Source organism: Bradyrhizobium denitrificans (assembly GCF_013179005.1).
Lineage (GTDB): Bacteria > Pseudomonadota > Alphaproteobacteria > Rhizobiales > Xanthobacteraceae > Bradyrhizobium > Bradyrhizobium denitrificans.
This window is the reverse complement of record NZ_JABFDP010000016.1, coordinates 127,673-146,010: the sequence shown is the minus strand read 5'-3', so window position 1 is coordinate 146,010 and position 18,338 is coordinate 127,673. Positions and strand designations below refer to the sequence as shown.

Genomic DNA, 18,338 nt, shown 5'->3' with positions numbered 1-18,338 from the left:
GCGCCCTCCCCGATTGTCAACTTGTTATTACAGCCTAACGTCAGGCTAAATTGACAAATTGATCTGGCTCAAACGCCGCGCGAAAGTGTCACCTCAAGCCGCCTGAGCCAGCCCCATCTCGGCCCAGATTTCCGACAGCGCCGAGACCAGATGCTCGATGTCGGCGTCGCTATGATAGGGCGACGGCGTGATGCGCAGCCGCTCGGTGCCGCGCGGCACCGTCGGATAGTTGATCGGCTGCACATAGATGCCGTAGCGATCGAGCAGGATGTCGCTGATCCGCTTGCACAGCACGGGATCGCGCACCATCACCGGAACGATGTGGCTGGGATTGTCGAGGTGGCTGACGCCGGCCTCGTCGAGGCGGCGGCGCAGCCGCGCGACGCGATCCTGGTGCCGGGCGCGCTCGACATGGCTGGCCTTGAGGTGGCGGATGCTGGTCAGCGCGCCCGCGGCCACCGCCGGCGGCAGCGAGCTCGAGAAGATAAAGCCGGAAGCGAAGCTGCGCACGAAGTCGCAGACCGTGTTGGACGCGGTGATGTAGCCGCCGATGACGCCGAACGCCTTCGCCAGCGTGCCCTCGATCACGGTCAGCCGATCCGCGACGCCGTCGCGCTCCGAAATGCCGCCGCCGCGCGGGCCGTACAGGCCGACGGCATGGACCTCGTCGAGATAGGTCATCGCGTTGAATTCATCGGCGACGTCGCAGATATCCGAGATCGGCGAGATGTCGCCATCCATCGAATAGACGCTCTCGAACGCGATCAGCTTCGGCACCTTCGGATCGAGGTCCGACAGCTTGTCGCGGAGATCGGCGACGTCATTGTGGCGCCAGATGCGGGTTTCGCAGCGGCTGTGGCGGATGCCTTCGATCATCGAGGCGTGGTTGAGCTCGTCGGACAGGATCACGCAGCCGGGCATGCGTGCCGCCAGGGTCGACAGCGAGGTCCAGTTCGAGACGTAGCCGGAGTTGAACAGCAGCGCCGCCTGCTTGCCGTGGAGATCGGCGAGTTCGTCCTCGAGCAGGATGTGATAATGATTGGTGCCGCTGATGTTACGGGTGCCGCCGGCGCCGGCGCCACAGCGGTCGAGCGCCTCGTGCATGACTTCCAGCACCTTCGGATGTTGACCCATGCCGAGATAGTCGTTCGAGCACCACACGGCGACGTCGCGCTCGCCATGGGGACCGCGGTAGGTCGCGATCGGGAAGGCGCCCGCCTTGCGTTCGAGGTCGGCGAACACGCGGTAACGCCCTTCCCGCCGCAGGCCGTCGAGCTGGCGGCGGAAATAGTCTTCGTAGTTCATGGTACTCCCCCCTGTGCTGTCGTATTCGGATCGACCGGTGTCGTGATGGATGCTGCGGCCAGTCCGGTGATGGTCTGCGCCTGCGCCTCGGCGCGGGCTTGGCGATAGGCCTGGCGAAACTGCTCTTCGAGCCGTTGGCGGGCCTGGGCTGCGGCGGTCTTCTGCGCCGAGACCGGGCGCTCCGGTGGCGTCGGCACGACGGCAAGCACGGGCCGCACCATCGGCGTGACAGGAACAGGCGCAGGCGCGGCAGCAACGGCAGCGATCGCCGGCATGACCGGCTCGACCGGCGCGCTCCAGCGCCAGAGGTTGATGACCGGCATTGGCAGCGCCATGAAGCCGTGTTCGAGCAGGCCGAGCGCGATCAGCGAGGCGAGCAGCGACAGCGCCACGCCGTCGAACGAGGATTTCGCGCCGAGCGCGGCGGCCGCGACCAGCACCGTCGCAGCGAAAGCTGCCGCGAGCGAGAACGGAAACAGCAGGTTGATCGACTTCTTCGCAAAGTAGCTGCGCATGAAGCGCACCTGTTGCGGCAGGAGCTCGTCGTTCAACGTGCGGACCCCGAGGAACAAATTGATCTTGGCGCTCTGCCTGAGCACCAGCAGCGCGGCGAAGGTCCACCAGCTCAGGCGGTTCGGCGCGCCTGACGTGACCGCGAACACCAAACCCGCGGTCGCGATCAGCGCCAGCTCGTGATAGGCGATCGCCTGCAGAGCGAAGCCGATGCGGGACGCCGGCGTGCAGTCACCAGGGCACGGCTCCGGCCGCGGCCCGGTGATCCAGCCGGCGAGCAGCGACATCTCCACCGTGCCCCACAGCAGGATCGCGCAGGTGAAGGCGCAATAGGCGTTGGCATCCTCGGCGGCTTGGCTGGAGACCGCCACCCCCGACAGGGCCGCGACGAAGGCCGCGGCCGTGCCCCATTTGAACGCGGCCGGATGACGGGCGGCGAGCCCGACCAGCGCCAGCACGGCGCCGGTCGAGAACCACCAGACGAACACGACATAGGGAATGGCAATCGCGGTCGCGCCCATGTCCGGCTCCTTGTCACCAGGCGGGTTGCAGCCTGATCTCCCGTGGCAGCTCGTTGCTCTTGGCCGGCAGCATATAGAGCCGGCCGAAGGTCAGCGCCGCCTTGAGCGGCAGCACGGCACGCTTGATCGCCCCCATGACCCCGCCCTGCGCCTTCGCATCGGCAATCGCCTCCGACACCTTGCGCAGCTGGTTCAAGCCGGCCCAGAAGCGCGGATTGTCGATGTCGAGCATGACCGGGAAGACCTGGCGCGAGATCTCCGAGGTGATGCGGAAGACGCGCATGTCGTACTCGTCCACGGGCATGCCGAGCGCTTCATAAAAGGCCGGCCGCATGTGGTCGCGCACATGCATGGTGGCGAACACCGCGAGCAGGAAGAACTTGATCCAGAGCTTGTTGAGCCCGCTGAGCAGCTTCGGATCGGCGCGCATCAGAAGCGCGAACGCCTCGCCGTGGCGGAACTCGTCGTTGCACCACCTCTCGAACCACTTGAAGATCGGGTGGAACTGGCGCTCGGGGTGGCGCTCCATCTGCCGATAGATCGTGATGTAGCGGGCATAGCCGATCTTCTCGGACAGATAGGTCGCATAGAAGATGAACTTGGGCTTGAAATAGGTGTACTTCTTCACCTTGGTGAGGAAGCCGAGGTCGACGCCGATGCCGTGATCCTTGAGGATCTCGTTGATGAAGCCGGCATGGCGGGCCTCGTCGCGGCTCATATAGGAGAACAGCTCGCGGATATCTGGGTTGGTGATCCGCTTCTTGATCTCGGCATAGAGCACGCAGCCGGAGAACTCGGCGGTCAGCGATGACACCAGGAAGTCCTTGAATTCCAGGCGAAGCGCCTCGGGCAGTTCGTTCAGATCCTTCTCGAATTCCGACGTGCGCACGAAGTGCTTGCGGTTGTGGTCGGCGCGCAGCTCGGCCATGACCGCATCCCATTCGCGGCGCACCAGATCGACGTTGAGCCGGTCCATGGCCGCGAAATCCGTGGTGTAGAAGCGTGGCGTGAGGATCGTGTCCTCCAGCGCCATCTTGGTGGAGATGTTGCCGGCTCCGCCTTCCATCGCGATCATCTGACCCTCCCGTCCGAAAAGCTGACGTCGTACAATTCCGTGAGCTCGAGATAGCCCGCGACGTGCATCATTGCGCGCTTCCAGGGCCCGGCCCGCACCACCGTCGCGGTCCGGCGCAGGTTGAGCTGCTCGCCGAACTTGACCGTGATCGGCTCGCCATGGATCACGACCTCGTCGCCCGGGCGGATGCCGACGTCACGGTCGAGCGTGACATGCGCATGCAGGGTCTCCGAGGTCTGCTCGACCTCGATGCTGCAGCCGATGTCGAAGCGGCGCGGTTCGCTGGCCCATAATCCTCTCATCGCGTCTCTCCCATCGTCATCAGCTCCGCAAAGCGGCGCTTGTTGTCGGCTCCGAACGGCGCGAGATCGACGCGCCGCCCGGTCGCCGGATCGTCCAAGCTCAGACGACCGTCGGACCAGCGATTGATCGTGAACGCCGGTCCCGAGCCGATCGCGTGACGCTGGCGATCGAACGCCATGCTGCGCAACACCGTGCGCAGCAGGCCATCGCCGCCGGCCTCGACGACTCCGACGACCTTGCCGCTGTCAGGCGACACGACGGAGATGCCGCCATCGGGGCGATCCTCGAACCGCAGCGCCACCGTCTGCACGGCAGCGACGTGATCGTTGCGCACGGTGCCCATCCCCGTGAGGCGACCGACGCCGGCCGCGACCAGGGCAAAGGCAACCAGCGCGAAGGCCGCGCGCAGCGCGCCCTTCGGAATGATGATCTCGGCTTCGCCGTGATCCTCGACATGGCCCTCGGCTTGGCTCATGACGTCCTCCTCCTCGTTACGCCGCGCTGACGACCGCGCCCGAAGGCGCACCCTGCGGCTGGCCATCGCCTGCCGGCAGCGGCTGGGCCGCACCAACCCCATCCGACGCCGCAACCAAGGCCTTGGCGAGGATCTCGGCGACGTTGCGCGCGTCAGGCACACCGCGCAGCATCGGCTCGACCTCGTTCAACCGCCACGGCCGCGCATGGGGCCACAGCAGCAGGTAGGACAGCCGCTGCTGGGCGGTGACGCCGAGCGGCAGGTCGCCGGAACCATCGGAATGCAGTTTCACATCGGCGCGGACGACCTGCTTGAACGGTACATTCAAGGTCATCGGCAGCACGGCACCGAACTGCAGCAGCACGCGCCGGCTGGTGATGGTGTAGCGGGTGGTGCGGCTGTAGAGTATCGCGAGCCCGGTGAGCAGCAGCGTCGCCAGGGCCACCGGCGTCACCAGCGACGAGGCGCTGGCGACCGACGCCGCGAGCGGCTGATGATCGAGCACGCCCGCCACCACCCGCGCGCCGAACAGCGCCGCGAAATAAGCCAGCACCAGGCGCAGGTGGAAGACCCGCAGCAGCAGCGCCTTCACCGTCGGCTGTCCTTGCCAGAGCAGTCGCTCGCCTTGCGGCAGCAACAGCTGGTCTTGCTCCCCACGCGGACTCACAGCAGCGGCTCCTGGCGTGCAGCGGTCGCGTAGAGATGTCCGCCACCGAAATAGCCGACGATCTTGTCCTCCTCGAGCTTGGTGACCTGGTCGGGATTGGCGAGGCCGGGCACGTTGGCGAATTGCGAGCCGAGGATGGCGTCGACCAGCACCGCCTTGCGCGACTTGTCGACCACCGCCATGGTCATCGGCAGCAGCACGTGGCGGCCGACGGTGCCCTCGACCTCTACTTCGAGATAGCGGATCAGCATCTCGGCGCGGTCGACCCAGACCTCGCGGATCTTGCCGCCGAGTTGGCCGTCGCAGCCGAACACCGGCATGCCGCGCGGATCGGGATCCTCCGAGGCGATGAAGATGCTGCCGTCGACGCGCAGCGGCACGATCGCCGGGATGTTGTCCATGGTCAGCTCCGGCTCGTCCCTGCGCGCGGCATAGGAGCCCGGGCCGACGCCGTCGAGCATCGGATTGCCGGTCGGCAGATAGGGCGTGCCCGGCCACGAATACATCGGCGTCACCGGCGCATCGGCGCGGTCATTGTCCCGGTTCGGCAGGGTCGCGGTGCGCCCACCATGCATGTGATAGGTCTTCGGCGACGGCGGCGTCGGGAAGCCGTGACCGCTCGATGCGGTCTGCCGGCCGATCCGGCCCTCGAACTGCAACGGATAGCCTTCGCGCTTGTCCTCGGTGCGCAGGTAGAAGATCAGGGCCGCGAAGAATATCCAAAACCCGTAAAGTACCACCTGGGCGACATCGATGTAGCTCGTGAAAGACGTCTGCATGGTTTCCTCCCCGACTGGGCTAACCTGGAAATTCAGCTATTCCGAATTGCAACTGTTGTGGCGATGACGGCGCGTGGCGCCGCACCAGCGGTCCGATGACCGCGAGCGTGACGAACAACAGGCCGATCTCGATGTGGTAGACGATGCTGTAGCCGGTCGCCGGCCCCGCCAGAGCGACGCCGAGACGGCCATCCAGCGCGAGCTGCGACATCACATCGCGAATGGCGCCACCGCCGGCGATCGCAACGCCGGCGGCCGTCGCCTGCACCGCGCCCCAGGCCCCGAGCGCAAGCCCGCTCTCGCCGTTCTGCACGAGCGCCATGGCCGCCGTCAGCGTGCCCACCGCGAACAGACCGCCGCCGAAGCCGATCGCCGTCGTGCCGATCCGGAACAGCAAGGGCGAGGCCAGCGGCGCCGAGAAGATCACGCAGGAGAAGGCGAACAGGCCGACGAGCCCGCCGAGCGCCGCGATCCGATATGGATCGGCGCCCTTGCCGAGACGGCGCGCCGAAAGGCCGAAGCCGACCAGCGTGCCCGCCGCGAACAAGGCGGTCAGCGCCGTGGTCTCCCCGACCGTGAGATGCAGGATTTCGGCGCCGTAGGGTTCGAGCAGGATGTCCTGCATCGTAAAGCCCGCGGTGCCGAGCCCGACGGCGACCAGCACGCGCAGCGAGCCGCCGGCCTCGCGGAAGTGACGCCAGGAATCGCCGAAGCGCGGCCGCTCGCGGGCAGCCGAGGTGCGCGACGGATCACGCGCCTCCTGCTTCCACAACGCGATGACATTGAGCACCATCTCGGTCACCGCGGCGCCCTGGATCACCTGGATCAGACGCATCTCGCTGAACTCGGCGAGCAGCCCGCCGAAGGTCAGCGCGCTCGCCATCATGCCGAACATCAGCATCACATAGAGGAACGCAACGACGCGCGGCCGCGAGTGCTCGGGTGCGATGTCGGTGGCGAGCGACAGGCCCGCGGTCTGCGTGGTGTGCAGCCCGGCACCGACAAGCAGGAAGGCCAGCGCCGCGCCGATGCGGCCGGCGATCACCTGGCCCGGCGCATCGCCCGACGACAGCAGCAGCAGCGCGAACGGCATGATCGCGAGGCCGCCGAACTGCAGCAGGGTTCCCATCCAGATGTAAGGGACGCGGCGCCAGCCGAGCACCGAACGATGATGGTCGGACTTGAAGCCGATCAGCACGCGCAGCGGCGCGAACACCAGCGGCAGCGCCACCATCGTGGCGACCAGCCAGGAGGGCACGCCGAGTTCGACGATCATGACGCGGTTGAGCGTGCCGTTGAGCAGCACCACCGAAATGCCGATCGAGACCTGGAACAGCGACAGCCGCATCAGGCGCGACAGCGGCAGTTCGGTCGAGGCGGCATCCGCAAACGGCAGATAGCGCGACGACAGCCGCGTCCACAGTTGCAGCAGCGATGGTGCGCGCGCGCTCATGACGGGCGAAGCTCCAGCGCTTGCGAGATGTAGAAGCCGTTGGCGATGCGGCAGTTGCGGGCGCAGCGCCAGTCGGCGAGATCTGGGTGATCGGCGATGAGGCGGTACAGCTTCTGTTCCGTAACCGGCTCGATCGCCGGCGCGCGATTGCCGCGCGGAAACACGCCGCCGACCGCATGCATGACGGCGAGCAGCGGCGTCCGAGGCGCGTAGGTCATCAAAATGGATTCGGAGGTGCGCGCGGCCAGACCAGCCACGATCCGCACGGCATCCTCGGCGCGGTAGTGAATGAACGAATCCATTGCCACGACGAAGTTGAAGCCACCGTGCCGGGGATCGAGCATGTCGCCGGCGACGAAATGGATCGCATTTCGGCTGATGTCGTCGGGCAGCCGGCGCTGTGCGATCTCGATCAGGGTCGGCGAGATGTCGACGGCAACGACCTCGGCGCCGCGGCGCGCCGCCTCGATCGAAAAGCTGCCGGTGCCGCAGCCGGCATCGAGCAGCCGCGCGCCACGCAGATCGAGCGGCAACCAGGACAAGAGTGTCCGCCGCATCTCGTCGCGGCCGGCGCGCACCGTGGCGCGGATGCGGCCGACCGGCGCATCGGAGGTCAACCGCGTCCAGGCGGCGACCGCGGTGCGGTCGAAATAGGTCTCCACTTCACTGCGGCGGGCGAGATATTCCGCTGTCGTCATCGCGTAGCCCCACTCAATCGAAGCCAAGGAGATCAAAGATGTCGCGGTCCTTGAGCGGCACCGCCTGCATCGGCTCGACGCCGGCGAGCAGCGACGCCGCGAGGCGCAGATACTCGTTCTGGGCGCGCTCGACGTCGGGCGAGGGCTCCATCTCGAACAGCGTGCACTTCTTCAGCCGGCTCTTGCGGATGACGTCGAGATCGGGAAAGTGCGCCACCGTCTTCAGGCCGGCACGCTCGTTGAACTTGTCGATCTGGTCGGTGGCGGCGCTGCGGTTGGCGATGACGCCGCCGAGCCGCACCGGATAGTTGCGCGACTTGGCCTGGATCGCCGCCACGATGCGGTTCATCGCGAAGATCGAGTCGAAATCGTTCGCGGCCACGATCAGCGCGCGGTCGGCATGCTGCAGGGGGGCAGCGAAGCCACCGCAGACGACGTCGCCGAGCACGTCGAAGATCACCACATCGGTGTCCTCGAGCAGATGGTGCTCCTTGAGCAGCTTCACCGTCTGGCCAACGACATAGCCGCCGCAGCCGGTGCCGGCCGGCGGACCGCCCGCCTCCACGCACATCACGCCATTGTAGCCCTGATAGACGAAGTCCTCGGGGCGCAGCTCCTCGGCGTGGAAGTTGACCTGCTCGAGGATGTCGATGACCGTGGGCACCAGCCGCTTGGTCAGCGTGAAGGTGGAGTCGTGCTTGGGATCGCAGCCGATCTGCAGCACGCGCTTGCCGAGCTTGGACAGCGCGACCGAAAGGTTCGACGACGTCGTGCTCTTGCCGATGCCACCCTTGCCATACACCGAGAACACCTTGGCGGTGCCGATGACGACGTTCGGATCGAGCTGCACCTGGACGCTGCCGGCGCCATCGGGGCGTCGCGGCGCGGTTGTCAGCGGCGGTCTCAAGGTCACGTTCATGCGGCAACTCCTACGCCTTCGAGGCGATCTTCGAGCTCTTCACCGGCCTTGCGCAGCACGTCGAGCATGTCGGGGTCCGGGGTCCAGTAATTGCGCTCATGCGCCTCGATCAGGCGGTTGGCGATCTTCGCCGACGCAGCCGGATTGAGCGAGGCGAGCCGCTCGCGCATCGCGGGGTCGAGCACGAAGGTCGTGGTGATCTGCTGATAGACCCAGGGTGCAACCTGGCCCGTGGTGGCCGACCAGCCGACCGTGTTGGTGACGTGCGATTCGATCTGGCGCACGCCCTCATAGCCATGGGCGAGCAGCGCCTCGTACCATTTCGGATTGAGCGTGCGCGTGCGCGTCTCCAGCGCGACCTGCTCCGACAGCGTGCGCACCGTGCCCTCGCCGCGGGTCTGGTCGCCAATATAGACCGGCGCCGCCTCGCCCTTGGCGCGCTTCACCGCGCGGCTGATGCCGCCAAGCGTATCGAAATAATGATCGATGGTGGTGACGCCGAGCTCAACCGAATCGACGTTCTGATAGGCGGCATCGACGCCGGCGAGCACATGGCCGAGCAGCGCATCTCGGCGTACGGGGCGCCCGTCGGTGCCGTAGGCAAATCCCTTGCGCCGCGTGTAGACGTCAGCGAGTTCGTCCTCGTCGGTCCATGCGCCGCAGTCGATCAGCTGGTTCACATTGGCGCCATAGGCGCCCTCGGCATTGCCGAACACGCGCAGCGCCGCATCCGCGAGCTCGCCGCCGTGGGCGGCCTGGAAGGCGAGCGCGTGCTTGCGCACATAGTTGGCCTGGGCTGGCTCGTCGGCAGAGGCCGCGAGCAGCGCGGCTTCGGCGAGCAACCTGGTCTGCAGCGGCATCAGGTCGCGGAAGATGCCGGAGAGCGTGATCACGACGTCGATGCGCGGGCGGCCGAGCCGCTCCAGGGGGATCAGCCTGGCGCCGCAGAGACGGCCATAGGAGTCGTGGCGCGGCTCGGCGCCCATCAGCCACAGCGCCTGCGCGATCGGGCCCCCCTCGGTCTTGAGATTATCAGTGCCCCACAACACCAGCGCGATCGTCTCCGGCAGCCCATGGCCCTCGCCGGCATGGCGCGCGAGCAGCCGCGCGACCTGGCGCTCGGCGTCCTTGAGCGCGAAGGCGCTGGGAATGCGGAACGGATCGAAGCCATGCAGGTTGCGCCCGGTCGGCAGCACGTCGGTGTTGCGCAAGAGATCGCCGCCCGGCACTGGACGAATGTAGCCGCCGTCGAGCGCGTGCAGGATCGCCGGTGTCTCGCTATCCGTCGCCAGCAGCCGGTCGAGCTCGGCGCGCTTGCCAACATCGGTGATGCCGGCGAGGTCGAGCAGCTCGGCGCGCTGCGCCTCGGGCGGCGGCGAGCCGACGACGTGCAGGCCGTGCGGGATCAGCGAATATTCCAACTCCAGCACACTTGCCGAGAGCGATGCGATCTGCGCGTCGCGTTCATCGCCCCAGACCGGCTCGGCGACGGCGAGATCCACCGCAGCCGCCTGCGCCTGAATCAGCGCGGCGCTGTCCGCGCGCACCTGCTCGGTCGCATCCGGCGACAGATTGCGCCATGCGTCGAGCGACGACTTCAGGTCGGCAAGCCCCTTGTAGAGGCCGGCGCTGGTGATCGACGGCGTGAGATAGCTGATCAGCGTGGCGCCGCCGCGACGCTTGGCGAGCGCGCCTTCGGACGGGTTGTTCGACGCATAGATGTAGAAGTTCGGCAGGTCGCCGATCAGCCGCTCCGGCCAGCACTCGGCCGACAGGCCGGCCTGTTTGCCCGGCATGAATTCGAGCGCGCCATGGGTGCCGAAATGCAGCACCGCGTGGGCGCGGAAATCCTCACGCAGCCAGCGATAGAACGCCGCGAACGCATGCGTCGGCGCGAAGCTGTGCTCGAACAAGAGCCGCATCGGATCGCCCTCGTAGCCGAAGGCGGGCTGCAGGCCGACGAACAGGTTGCCGAACTGCTCGCCGAGCACCAGCAGGCTGGAACCGTCGCTCTGATGGCGGCCGGGCGCCGGGCCCCATTGCTTCTCGATCTCGGCGAGATGCCGCTCGCGCCGCACATGCTGGTCGACTGGAATGCGCGCCGCGACATTGGCCGCCGTGCCAAACCGCTCGGCATTGCCCTTCAGCACCCGCGCACGCAGCTCATCGACCGAGGCCGGCACGTCGATCGTGTAGCCCGCCGCGCGCAGCGAGGTCATCACATTGTGCAAGGACTCGAACACCGACAGATAGGCGGCCGTGCCGGCCGCGCCGCCATTCGGCGGGAAGTTGAACAGAACAGCTGCGATCTTGCGCTCCGCCCGCGCCGAGCGGCGCAGCTCGACCAGCCGGCCGACACGCGCCGCGAGTTGGGCCGCGCGCTCCGGCAGCGAGGCCATGTCGCGGCCGGCATCGGCCATCGCCGAGCGGCCGCCGAACACGGTCGGACCGACCGCGCCGTCGAGCTCGGGGATCGCGACCATCATGGTGGCTTCGACCGGCGTCAGGCCGCGCGCATCGGCGTGCCACTGCTCGACGGTCTGGAATTCGAGCGGATGCGCCGCAATCAGCGGCACGTCGAGCCCGGCCATGACCTCTTCGGCCGCGCGCGCGTCGTTGTAGGCGGGCCCGCCGACCAGCGAGAAGCCGGTGAGCGACACCACGGCATCGACGGCCGCGACGCCGTCCTTCTGGAAATAGGCCTCGATCGCCGGGCGCGAATCGAGGCCGCAGGCGAACACCGGCACGACCGTGAGCCCGCGCACCTCAAGTGCCGCGATCACGCCATCATAATGCGCGGTGTTGGCGGCGAGCAGATAGGAGCGCATCAGGATCACGCCGACGCGGCCGACCGGCTTCGCCAGTGCGGGCAACTGGTCCGCCCGCTCCACGATCCGCTGCGGCAGCCGCGGATGATAGAGGCCGACATCCGGATAGGTCACCGGCTCGGCCGCACTCAGCTTGCCGCGCAGCGAGGCACGCGGACCGTCGGCGTAGCGGCCGACGAGATAGCGTACCATGTTCGCAAAATTCTGCTCGGAGCCGGCGAGCCAATATTGCAGCGTCAGGAAGTAGGCGCGCAGGTCCTGCGCGGTGCCGGGGATGTAGCGCAGCAGCCGCGGCATCCGCTGCAGCATCTTCATCTGGCCTTGTCCGCTGGAGGCGCCACCGGGCCGGCTGCTGCCGCGCAGACGCTTCAAGAGGCCGAGCACGCCCGTGGCCGAGCCCGCCATCGTCAGCTTGCCGAGACGGGTCAGGCGCACCACCTCGCCGGCCGAGAGACAGCCGATCATCGCATCGCAATGGTCGCGGCGGGCCTGCAGCGCAGGCAGCACCGGCTGGATGTGATCCTCCATGAACAGCATGGTCGCGACGACGATGTCGCCGGTGGCGATGTCGGCAAGGCAATGTTCCAGCGCTGTCGGATTGCAGCCCCACTCGTCGGCCGCATGAACCTTCAGATCGAGGCCCGGCAGCTCCGCCCGCAGGGTCGTGCGCGCGCGCACGGCAGCCGAGGCGAGATGGCTGTCCATCGTCACGATCACCACCCGGATGGGTGTGACGTCAGCGACCGAAATGCGCTTTGGCATCGTACAAGGTCTCGAGTGTGATCAGATTGACGTTGCGCTCGCGCGCGAAGCGTTCGGTGTTGCGGCGGGCCTTGCCGCGCACGAAGAAGGGAATCTTGGTCAGCTCGCGCTCGGCATCGGAAGCCCAGGCGAGCTCGGTCGAGGTGACGGTCTCGACGACGCGCAACGGCGCGGGTGCCGGCGCGGCGGATGCGGCGCCGAGATGCGAGGGCGCGTGATCGGCGAATTCGTGGTCCTCGCGGAACATGCCGAGCAGATGCTCCTCCAGGCCCATCATCAAAGGATGCACCCAGGTGTCGAACAGCACGTTGGCGCCTTCGAAGCCCATCTGCGGCGAGTAGCGCGCCGGGAAATCCTGCACATGGCACGGCGCCGAGATCACGGCGCAAGGAATGCCGAGCCGCTTGGCGATATGGCGCTCCATCTGCGTGCCGAGCACGAGCTCCGGCCGCAGCTCGCCGACGCGGGCTTCGACCTCCAGGTAATCGTCGGTAATCAACGGCTCGACGCCGTAGACGGCCGCAGCCTCGCGGATCTCGCGGGCGAATTCGCGGGCATAGGTGCCGAGACCGACGACCTCGAAGCCGAGCTCCTGGGTCGCGACGCGCGCCGCGGCGACCGCATGAGTCGCGTCGCCGAAGATGAAGACGCGCTTGCCGGTGAGATAGGTCGAGTCGACCGAGCGCGAATACCATGGCAGTCGGCTCTGGCTGCGCGCCAGGACCGGCGATGCATCGACACCGGCGAGCGCCGCAACCTCCGCAATGAAGTCACGCGTCGCGCCGACCCCGATCGGAATGGTGCGCGTATAGGGCTGGCCGAACTGGCGGTGGAGCCACTGCGCTGTCGTCAGCGCGATCTCGGGATACAGGACGATGTTGAAATCGGCCTGCGGCAGGCGGGCGAGATCGGCCGGCGTCGCGTTCCAGGGCGCGACGACGTTGATCTCGATGCCGAGCTCCACAACCTGCCTGGTCACTTCCGCGAGGTCGTCGCGGTGACGGAAGCCGAGCGCCGTCGGACCAAGCAGGTTGCAGACTGGACGAGCGCCCGCCTCCCGTTCACGGCGGGGGGAGCCATCAGCGGAAGACGCAGCCAACGCCCGTACAATCCGGTAGAACGTTTCCGAGGCGCCCCAATTCTCCTTGCGCTGATACGCCGGCAGTTCGAGCGGGATCACCGGAATCGGAAGCTTCAAGGCCTGCGCGAGCCCGCCGGGATCGTCCTGGATCAGCTCGGCGGTGCAGGACGCGCCGACCAGCATCGCCTGCGGCTGGAAGCGCTCATAGGCGGCGCGCACCGCGCTCTGCAGCAGGTCAGCCGTGTCGCCGCCGAGATCGCGCGCCTGGAACGTGGTGTAGGTGACCGGCGGCCGACGGTCGCGGCGCTCGATCATCGTGAACAGCAGATCAGCGTAGGTGTCGCCCTGCGGCGCATGCAGCACGTAGTGCACGTCGCGCATGGCCGTCGCGATGCGCATCGCGCCGATATGCGGGGGGCCCTCATATGTCCAGACCGACAGCTGCATCTCACACCGCCAATCTGGTTTGGCGCAGCAACGGCCGCGCGAACAGCTCGGCGAGATCGCCGGCCTGCTCGAAACCCTGGATCGGCGTGAAGATCAGCTCGATCGACCACTTCGTCGTGAGCCCCTCGGCCTCCAGCGGATTGGCCAGGCCGAGCCCGCAGACGACGAGATCGGGACGCGCGTCACGGCAACGATCGAGCTGCCGCTCGACATCCTGGCCCTCGCTGAGTTGCGTGCCACCCGGCAGCAGCGCCAGCTCGGAAGCAAGATGATCGCGATGCAGATAGGGCGTGCCGACCTCGACCAGCTCCATGCCGATCTCGCGCGACAGGAAACGCGCCAGCGGGATCTCGATCTGCGAATCCGGAAACAGGAACACGCGCTTGCCGGCGAGCTGCGCGCGATAGCGCGCCAGCGCCCGCTCCGCTCGCGCCTTGAGCGGCGCGATGGTCCGTTCGACATGGGCGTGCGAGACGCCGAAGGCGTCGGCCGCGGCCGCGAGCCACAACGCGGTGCCTTCGCCGCCGAGCGGGAACGGCGCCGCGATGCGGCGGCAGCCGCGCTCCTCGAGCGCGCGCGCGGTGTCGCCGAGGAACGGCTGCGCCAGCAGCACGCGTGTCTCCGGGCCGATCGCCGGCAGTTCCGACGAGCGCCGCGGCGGCAGGAATGCGACCTGGTCGATGCCGAGCGCGGCGAAGGTCCGCTTGAACTGGTCCTCAACGACATCCGCCAGCGCGCCGACCACGAGCAGCGACGGCCGCGCCGAGCGATCCGCCGCCGGCAGCACCGGCACCAATGATGCGAGGCAGGCATCCTCGCCCTGGGTGAACGTCGTCTCGATGCCGCTGCCGGAGTAGTTGAGCACGCGGACGCCGGGCGAGAAGCGCTGCGACAGGCGCAGCGCCGCGCGCGACAGATCGAGCTTGATCACCTCCGACGGGCAGGAGCCGACCAGGAACAGCAGCTTGATCTCCGGCCGCCGCGCCAGGAGCTGGGTGACGATGCGGTCGAGCTCGTCATTGGCGTCGACCAGGCCGGCGAGATCGCGCTCCTCCATGATGGCGGTGGCGAAGCGCGGCTCGGCGAAGATCATCACGCCGGCGGCCGACTGAATCAGATGCGCGCAGGTGCGCGAGCCGACAACGAGGAAGAAGGCGTCCTGAATTTTCCTGTGGAGCCAGACGATGCCGGTCAATCCACAGAACACTTCGCGCTGGCCGCGCTCGCGCAGCACGCCGTCCGGCGAAGCGGCTGATGTCACGGCACAGGCCTGCGCATGAGCGTTCATGACGCGCGCTCCGCACCAGCCTGCGCCATCGCCTGCTCCTGCAGGCGCGCCGCGCGCAGCTTGAGCAGGAATTGGGTAGCGTTGATCGCATAGGCCGCGTAGGCGGCGAGCACCAGCAGCATCTGCTGCTGCGCCGTGCCGATGTGACCAATGATCGCGGCGAGATAGGCCGTATGCAGCGCGATCACCAGCATCGAGAACACGTCCTCCCAGAAGAAGGCCGGTGCGAACAGATAGCGCCCGAACACGACCCGTTCCCAGATCGAGCCGGTGATCATGATGGTGTAGAGCAGCGCCGTCTTCAGAACGACCGAGGCGGTGGCGAGCCACAGGCCCTCGCCGGTCGCGAGATAGCGCGCCACCAATCCGAGACTGATCAGGAAAACGAGGAACTGCAGCGGCGCCAGAACGCCCTGCACCAGGGTCCATGGCGTGGCGTCGCGTCTGCGCTTTTCCTCAGCGGTGTAAAGCGGTTGCCGCTTTGCACGCGGCGCGGACCGAGGTGTGAAGCAGAGTTGACTCCACAGCGACGGATCAGCGGCAGACGTGAATTGCGCGTCACACGATGTGTAAAGATGATTTGACAACACCAGTTCCCGGTGCTGCGATGACGACAACCACAGGGACATTATTGGTGCACCGCACTCGGTTTGATCAACGCTACGTTGTGCAGTTCGCAGGTGGCGCATCGCAAATCCCCGAGTGCGAGCCCGATGAGGAAACGCTAGACCTGGGCAGAAAGAGTGTCAATCAAAATTGACGTCAAATAATATTGACGCAACGAGTGACGTGCGCTCATATGGAGGGGAGGCGCTTATGACCGAGCTCAATGAGACAGCCCGATTTCCACGAGCCCGCTTCCGGACGAAGCGGGGACAATCCGGCTTTCACCCGCCGGCGCCGCCGCGCATCAGCGTGCCCTTGCAGAGCACGCGTCATCCGCAACTCAACGACGCGATCGAAGCCGAGATCATTCCGCGGCTCGTGATGGCCCACGCCGCAGCCATCGAGCGCGTGCCCGCGATCATCACCGCTTCGGCGCAGGAAGCCGCCGACTTTGCCGAACTGGTGCTGGACGCGGATGATGATCGCGCGGTCGCCTGTATCCAGTCGCATCGCGACCATGGCGAGACGCTGGAGCGGATCTATCTCGATCTGCTGGTGCCGACCGCGAACCATCTGCGGCATCTCTGGGCCGACGACGAGCGCGATTTCGCCGACATCACGCTGGCGCTGTGGCGGCTGCAGCAGCTGCTGCGCCATTTCAGCCCGGCCTTCTGCGCCGAGCTCGCAGTGGCACCGACCGGCCTGCGCGTGTTGTTGACGACGGCGCCCGGCGATCGGCGCGAAATGGGCCACATGATGTTCGGCCTCGTGCTGGCGAGCGAATTCTTCCGTCGCGACGGTTTCGAGACATGGATCGAGCCCGATACAACCGACCGCGGTTTCGTCGAGGCGCTTCGCACGCAATGGTTCAACGTCGTCGAGTTTTTCGCCACGAGCGACAAGAAGCTTGACGATCTCGCCTCAAACATAAGGATGGTCCGGCGCGAGTCCTCGAACCAGGACATCGGCGTGCTGGTCTGCGGTCCTGCGTTTATTGAACGGCCTGAACTCGTTCTCCTGGTCGGCGGCGACGGTGTCGTCTCCGATCTGAGCAGAGAGGCTTCGCAAGCCCGGCACGTCGTCAGTCTTCTGACCGAACGGCGATAGCTGAGGGTGCAGTGAAGATGAATGCTGGAACGAGACTTGCCGCGCGAGGGCTCCTTGATTGGGAGGACAACGGCGTTGGTGAGGGCGTTCAGAGCTCCAAAAGAGTCGCTTGGCGATCTCAATGCGGATGTCGCGGCCATGCTGGTGGCCGCAGCGTCCGACATTGCGCTCGCGCTCGACGCCGACGGCAACATTCAGGACCTGGCTTTTCAACAAGCCGGTCTACCGCTTGAATTGAGAAACACAGACGAGTGGATCGGCAGATCCTGGCAAGCAACAGTGTCCGAGGAAAGCCAGACCAAGCCAGAGCTGCTGCTCGCCGAAGCCTCCCAGCGCAAGGTGTCGCGCTGGCGCGAGGTGCGTTATCCGGCCGCGCGCGGGCCTGACATTCCAATCCTGTTCGCGGTCGTGGCGATCAAGGGCGCGGCCCGCTTCATCGCCGTCGGTCGCGATGTCCGCGCCACCGCCGCGCTCCAGCAGAAGCTGATCGAGGCGCAAGTGGCGATCGAGCGCGACTACTCGCGCATGCGCAACGCCGAATCGCGCTATCGGATCCTGTTCCAGATCACCTCCGAGCCGGTGCTGATCATCGACGCGGTCAGCCATCGCATCGTCGAGGCCAACCCCGCCGCAGCCGCCCTGCTCGACCATGGCGCAGCCAATCTGATCGGCAAGCTGTTTCCCGACGCCCTGCTGATCGACGACAACGCGCTGTCGCAATCGCTGTCGCTGGCGATTCGCTCCCAGGGCAAGATCGAGCGCGCCAAGATCACGCTCGACGGCGGCCGCGAATATCTGCTCGACGGCACCTTCTTCCGCCAGGATACTTCGTCGCTGTTCCTGCTGCGGTTCTCGCCGCAGTCCACGCAGCCAGCCATCGCCAAGGCGTCCGACGTCAACACCCAGCTGGTGCAGTTCGTCGAATCGGCGCCCGACGGCTTCGTCATCACCGACATGGACGGCAGACTGCTGCACGCCAACGCCACCTTCCTGCAACTCGCCCAGATCGAGAACATGCATCAGATCCTGGGCGAGACCATCGACCGCTGGATCGGCAAGTCGGCGATCGATTTCTCGGTCATGCTGACCAATCTGCGCCAGCACGGCAGCGTGAAGCTGTTCTCCAGCGTCGTCCGCGGCGAGCATGGCTCGCCGGTCGATGTCGAAATTTCCGCCACCACGGTCGGCGCACCCGGCCAGGCCCGGCTCGGTTTCACCATCCGCAATGTCGGCCCGCGCATCTCCAGCGACGGCGGCGACCACGGCTACATTCCGCGCTCGCGCGAGCAGCTCGCGGAGCTGATCGGCCGGGTGCCGCTGAAAGAGCTCGTGCGCGAGACCACCGATGTGATCGAGCGAATGTGCATCGAGACCGCGCTCAAGCTGACCGGCGACAACCGCGCCACCGCGGCCGAGATGCTCGGGCTCAGCCGGCAGAGCCTCTACGTCAAGCTGCGGCGCTACGGCCTCGCCGAGCCGAGCGAAGAAGACAGCCAGTTGGAATAGTGGAA

Annotated in this window: 16 protein-coding genes; 2 read left to right on the top strand and 14 right to left on the bottom strand. The window is 66.8% G+C overall.

What is annotated here, in order from left to right; translation table 11 throughout:
• Positions 1 to 93: 93 nt before the first annotated feature.
• From hemA to bchF, 14 genes are read right to left on the bottom strand one after another with little or no spacing between them, the layout of a single operon-like run.
• Positions 94 to 1,305, bottom strand: a complete 1,212-nt coding sequence (gene hemA, locus HL671_RS19095; RefSeq protein WP_012046256.1) for a 5-aminolevulinate synthase — start codon at positions 1,303 to 1,305, stop codon at positions 94 to 96.
• Positions 1,302 to 2,339 (bottom strand): putative photosynthetic complex assembly protein PuhE, encoded by a 1,038-nt coding sequence (gene puhE / locus HL671_RS19090; RefSeq protein WP_172237534.1) that lies wholly within the window; start codon positions 2,337 to 2,339, stop codon positions 1,302 to 1,304. The genes hemA and puhE overlap by 4 nt, the downstream gene beginning before the upstream one ends.
• A gap of 13 nt (positions 2,340 to 2,352) precedes the next feature.
• A complete protein-coding gene (gene acsF / locus HL671_RS19085; RefSeq protein WP_172237531.1) occupies positions 2,353 to 3,414 on the bottom strand; it encodes a magnesium-protoporphyrin IX monomethyl ester (oxidative) cyclase in 1,062 nt (353 codons plus the stop codon).
• Positions 3,411 to 3,716: a hypothetical protein gene (locus HL671_RS19080; RefSeq protein ID WP_012046259.1), complete on the bottom strand. Its 306-nt coding sequence runs from the start codon at positions 3,714 to 3,716 to the stop codon at positions 3,411 to 3,413. Before HL671_RS19080 ends, acsF begins: the two co-directional genes overlap by 4 nt.
• The gene (puhC, locus tag HL671_RS19075) at positions 3,713 to 4,192 is read right to left on the bottom strand and encodes a photosynthetic complex assembly protein PuhC (protein ID WP_012046260.1); all 480 of its coding nucleotides are present in this window, start codon (positions 4,190 to 4,192) and stop codon (positions 3,713 to 3,715) included. Before puhC ends, HL671_RS19080 begins: the two co-directional genes overlap by 4 nt.
• A 16-nt stretch (positions 4,193 to 4,208) precedes the next feature.
• The gene (gene puhB / locus HL671_RS19070) at positions 4,209 to 4,859 is read right to left on the bottom strand and encodes a photosynthetic complex putative assembly protein PuhB (protein WP_172237528.1); all 651 of its coding nucleotides are present in this window, start codon (positions 4,857 to 4,859) and stop codon (positions 4,209 to 4,211) included.
• On the bottom strand, positions 4,856 to 5,638 hold the full coding sequence (gene puhA / locus HL671_RS19065; protein WP_012046262.1) for a photosynthetic reaction center subunit H: 783 nt from the start codon (positions 5,636 to 5,638) through the stop codon (positions 4,856 to 4,858). The genes puhB and puhA overlap by 4 nt, the downstream gene beginning before the upstream one ends.
• A gap of 19 nt (positions 5,639 to 5,657) precedes the next feature.
• A complete protein-coding gene (locus HL671_RS19060; protein ID WP_012046263.1) occupies positions 5,658 to 7,091 on the bottom strand; it encodes a BCD family MFS transporter in 1,434 nt (477 codons plus the stop codon).
• Positions 7,088 to 7,789: a magnesium protoporphyrin IX methyltransferase gene (bchM, locus tag HL671_RS19055; protein ID WP_172237525.1), complete on the bottom strand. Its 702-nt coding sequence runs from the start codon at positions 7,787 to 7,789 to the stop codon at positions 7,088 to 7,090. Before bchM ends, HL671_RS19060 begins: the two co-directional genes overlap by 4 nt.
• A gap of 13 nt (positions 7,790 to 7,802) precedes the next feature.
• Positions 7,803 to 8,708 (bottom strand): ferredoxin:protochlorophyllide reductase (ATP-dependent) iron-sulfur ATP-binding protein, encoded by a 906-nt coding sequence (bchL, locus tag HL671_RS19050; RefSeq protein ID WP_012046265.1) that lies wholly within the window; start codon positions 8,706 to 8,708, stop codon positions 7,803 to 7,805.
• Complete coding sequence (locus HL671_RS19045) at positions 8,705 to 12,298, bottom strand: magnesium chelatase subunit H (RefSeq protein ID WP_172237523.1); 3,594 nt, start codon at positions 12,296 to 12,298, stop codon at positions 8,705 to 8,707. Before HL671_RS19045 ends, bchL begins: the two co-directional genes overlap by 4 nt.
• A complete protein-coding gene (gene bchB, locus HL671_RS19040; protein WP_172237521.1) occupies positions 12,273 to 13,826 on the bottom strand; it encodes a ferredoxin:protochlorophyllide reductase (ATP-dependent) subunit B in 1,554 nt (517 codons plus the stop codon). The genes HL671_RS19045 and bchB overlap by 26 nt, the downstream gene beginning before the upstream one ends.
• Before the next feature lies 1 nt (position 13,827).
• Positions 13,828 to 15,114 carry a ferredoxin:protochlorophyllide reductase (ATP-dependent) subunit N gene (locus HL671_RS19035; protein WP_012046268.1) on the bottom strand — a complete coding sequence of 429 codons (1,287 nt, stop codon included), beginning with the start codon at positions 15,112 to 15,114 and terminating at the stop codon, positions 13,828 to 13,830.
• Entirely contained in the window at positions 15,111 to 15,701 is a 591-nt protein-coding gene (bchF, locus tag HL671_RS19030; protein WP_172237519.1) for a 2-vinyl bacteriochlorophyllide hydratase, read from the bottom strand. Before bchF ends, HL671_RS19035 begins: the two co-directional genes overlap by 4 nt.
• A 229-nt stretch (positions 15,702 to 15,930) precedes the next feature.
• Between bchF and HL671_RS19025 the strand changes: the two genes are divergently transcribed.
• Entirely contained in the window at positions 15,931 to 16,827 is an 897-nt protein-coding gene (locus HL671_RS19025; RefSeq protein ID WP_012046271.1) for a cobalamin B12-binding domain-containing protein, read from the top strand.
• Positions 16,828 to 16,965: 138 nt separating this feature from the next.
• On the top strand, positions 16,966 to 18,333 hold the full coding sequence (gene ppsR / locus HL671_RS19020) for a transcriptional regulator PpsR (RefSeq protein WP_210263960.1): 1,368 nt from the start codon (positions 16,966 to 16,968) through the stop codon (positions 18,331 to 18,333).
• The last annotated feature ends 5 nt before the right edge of the window (positions 18,334 to 18,338 follow it).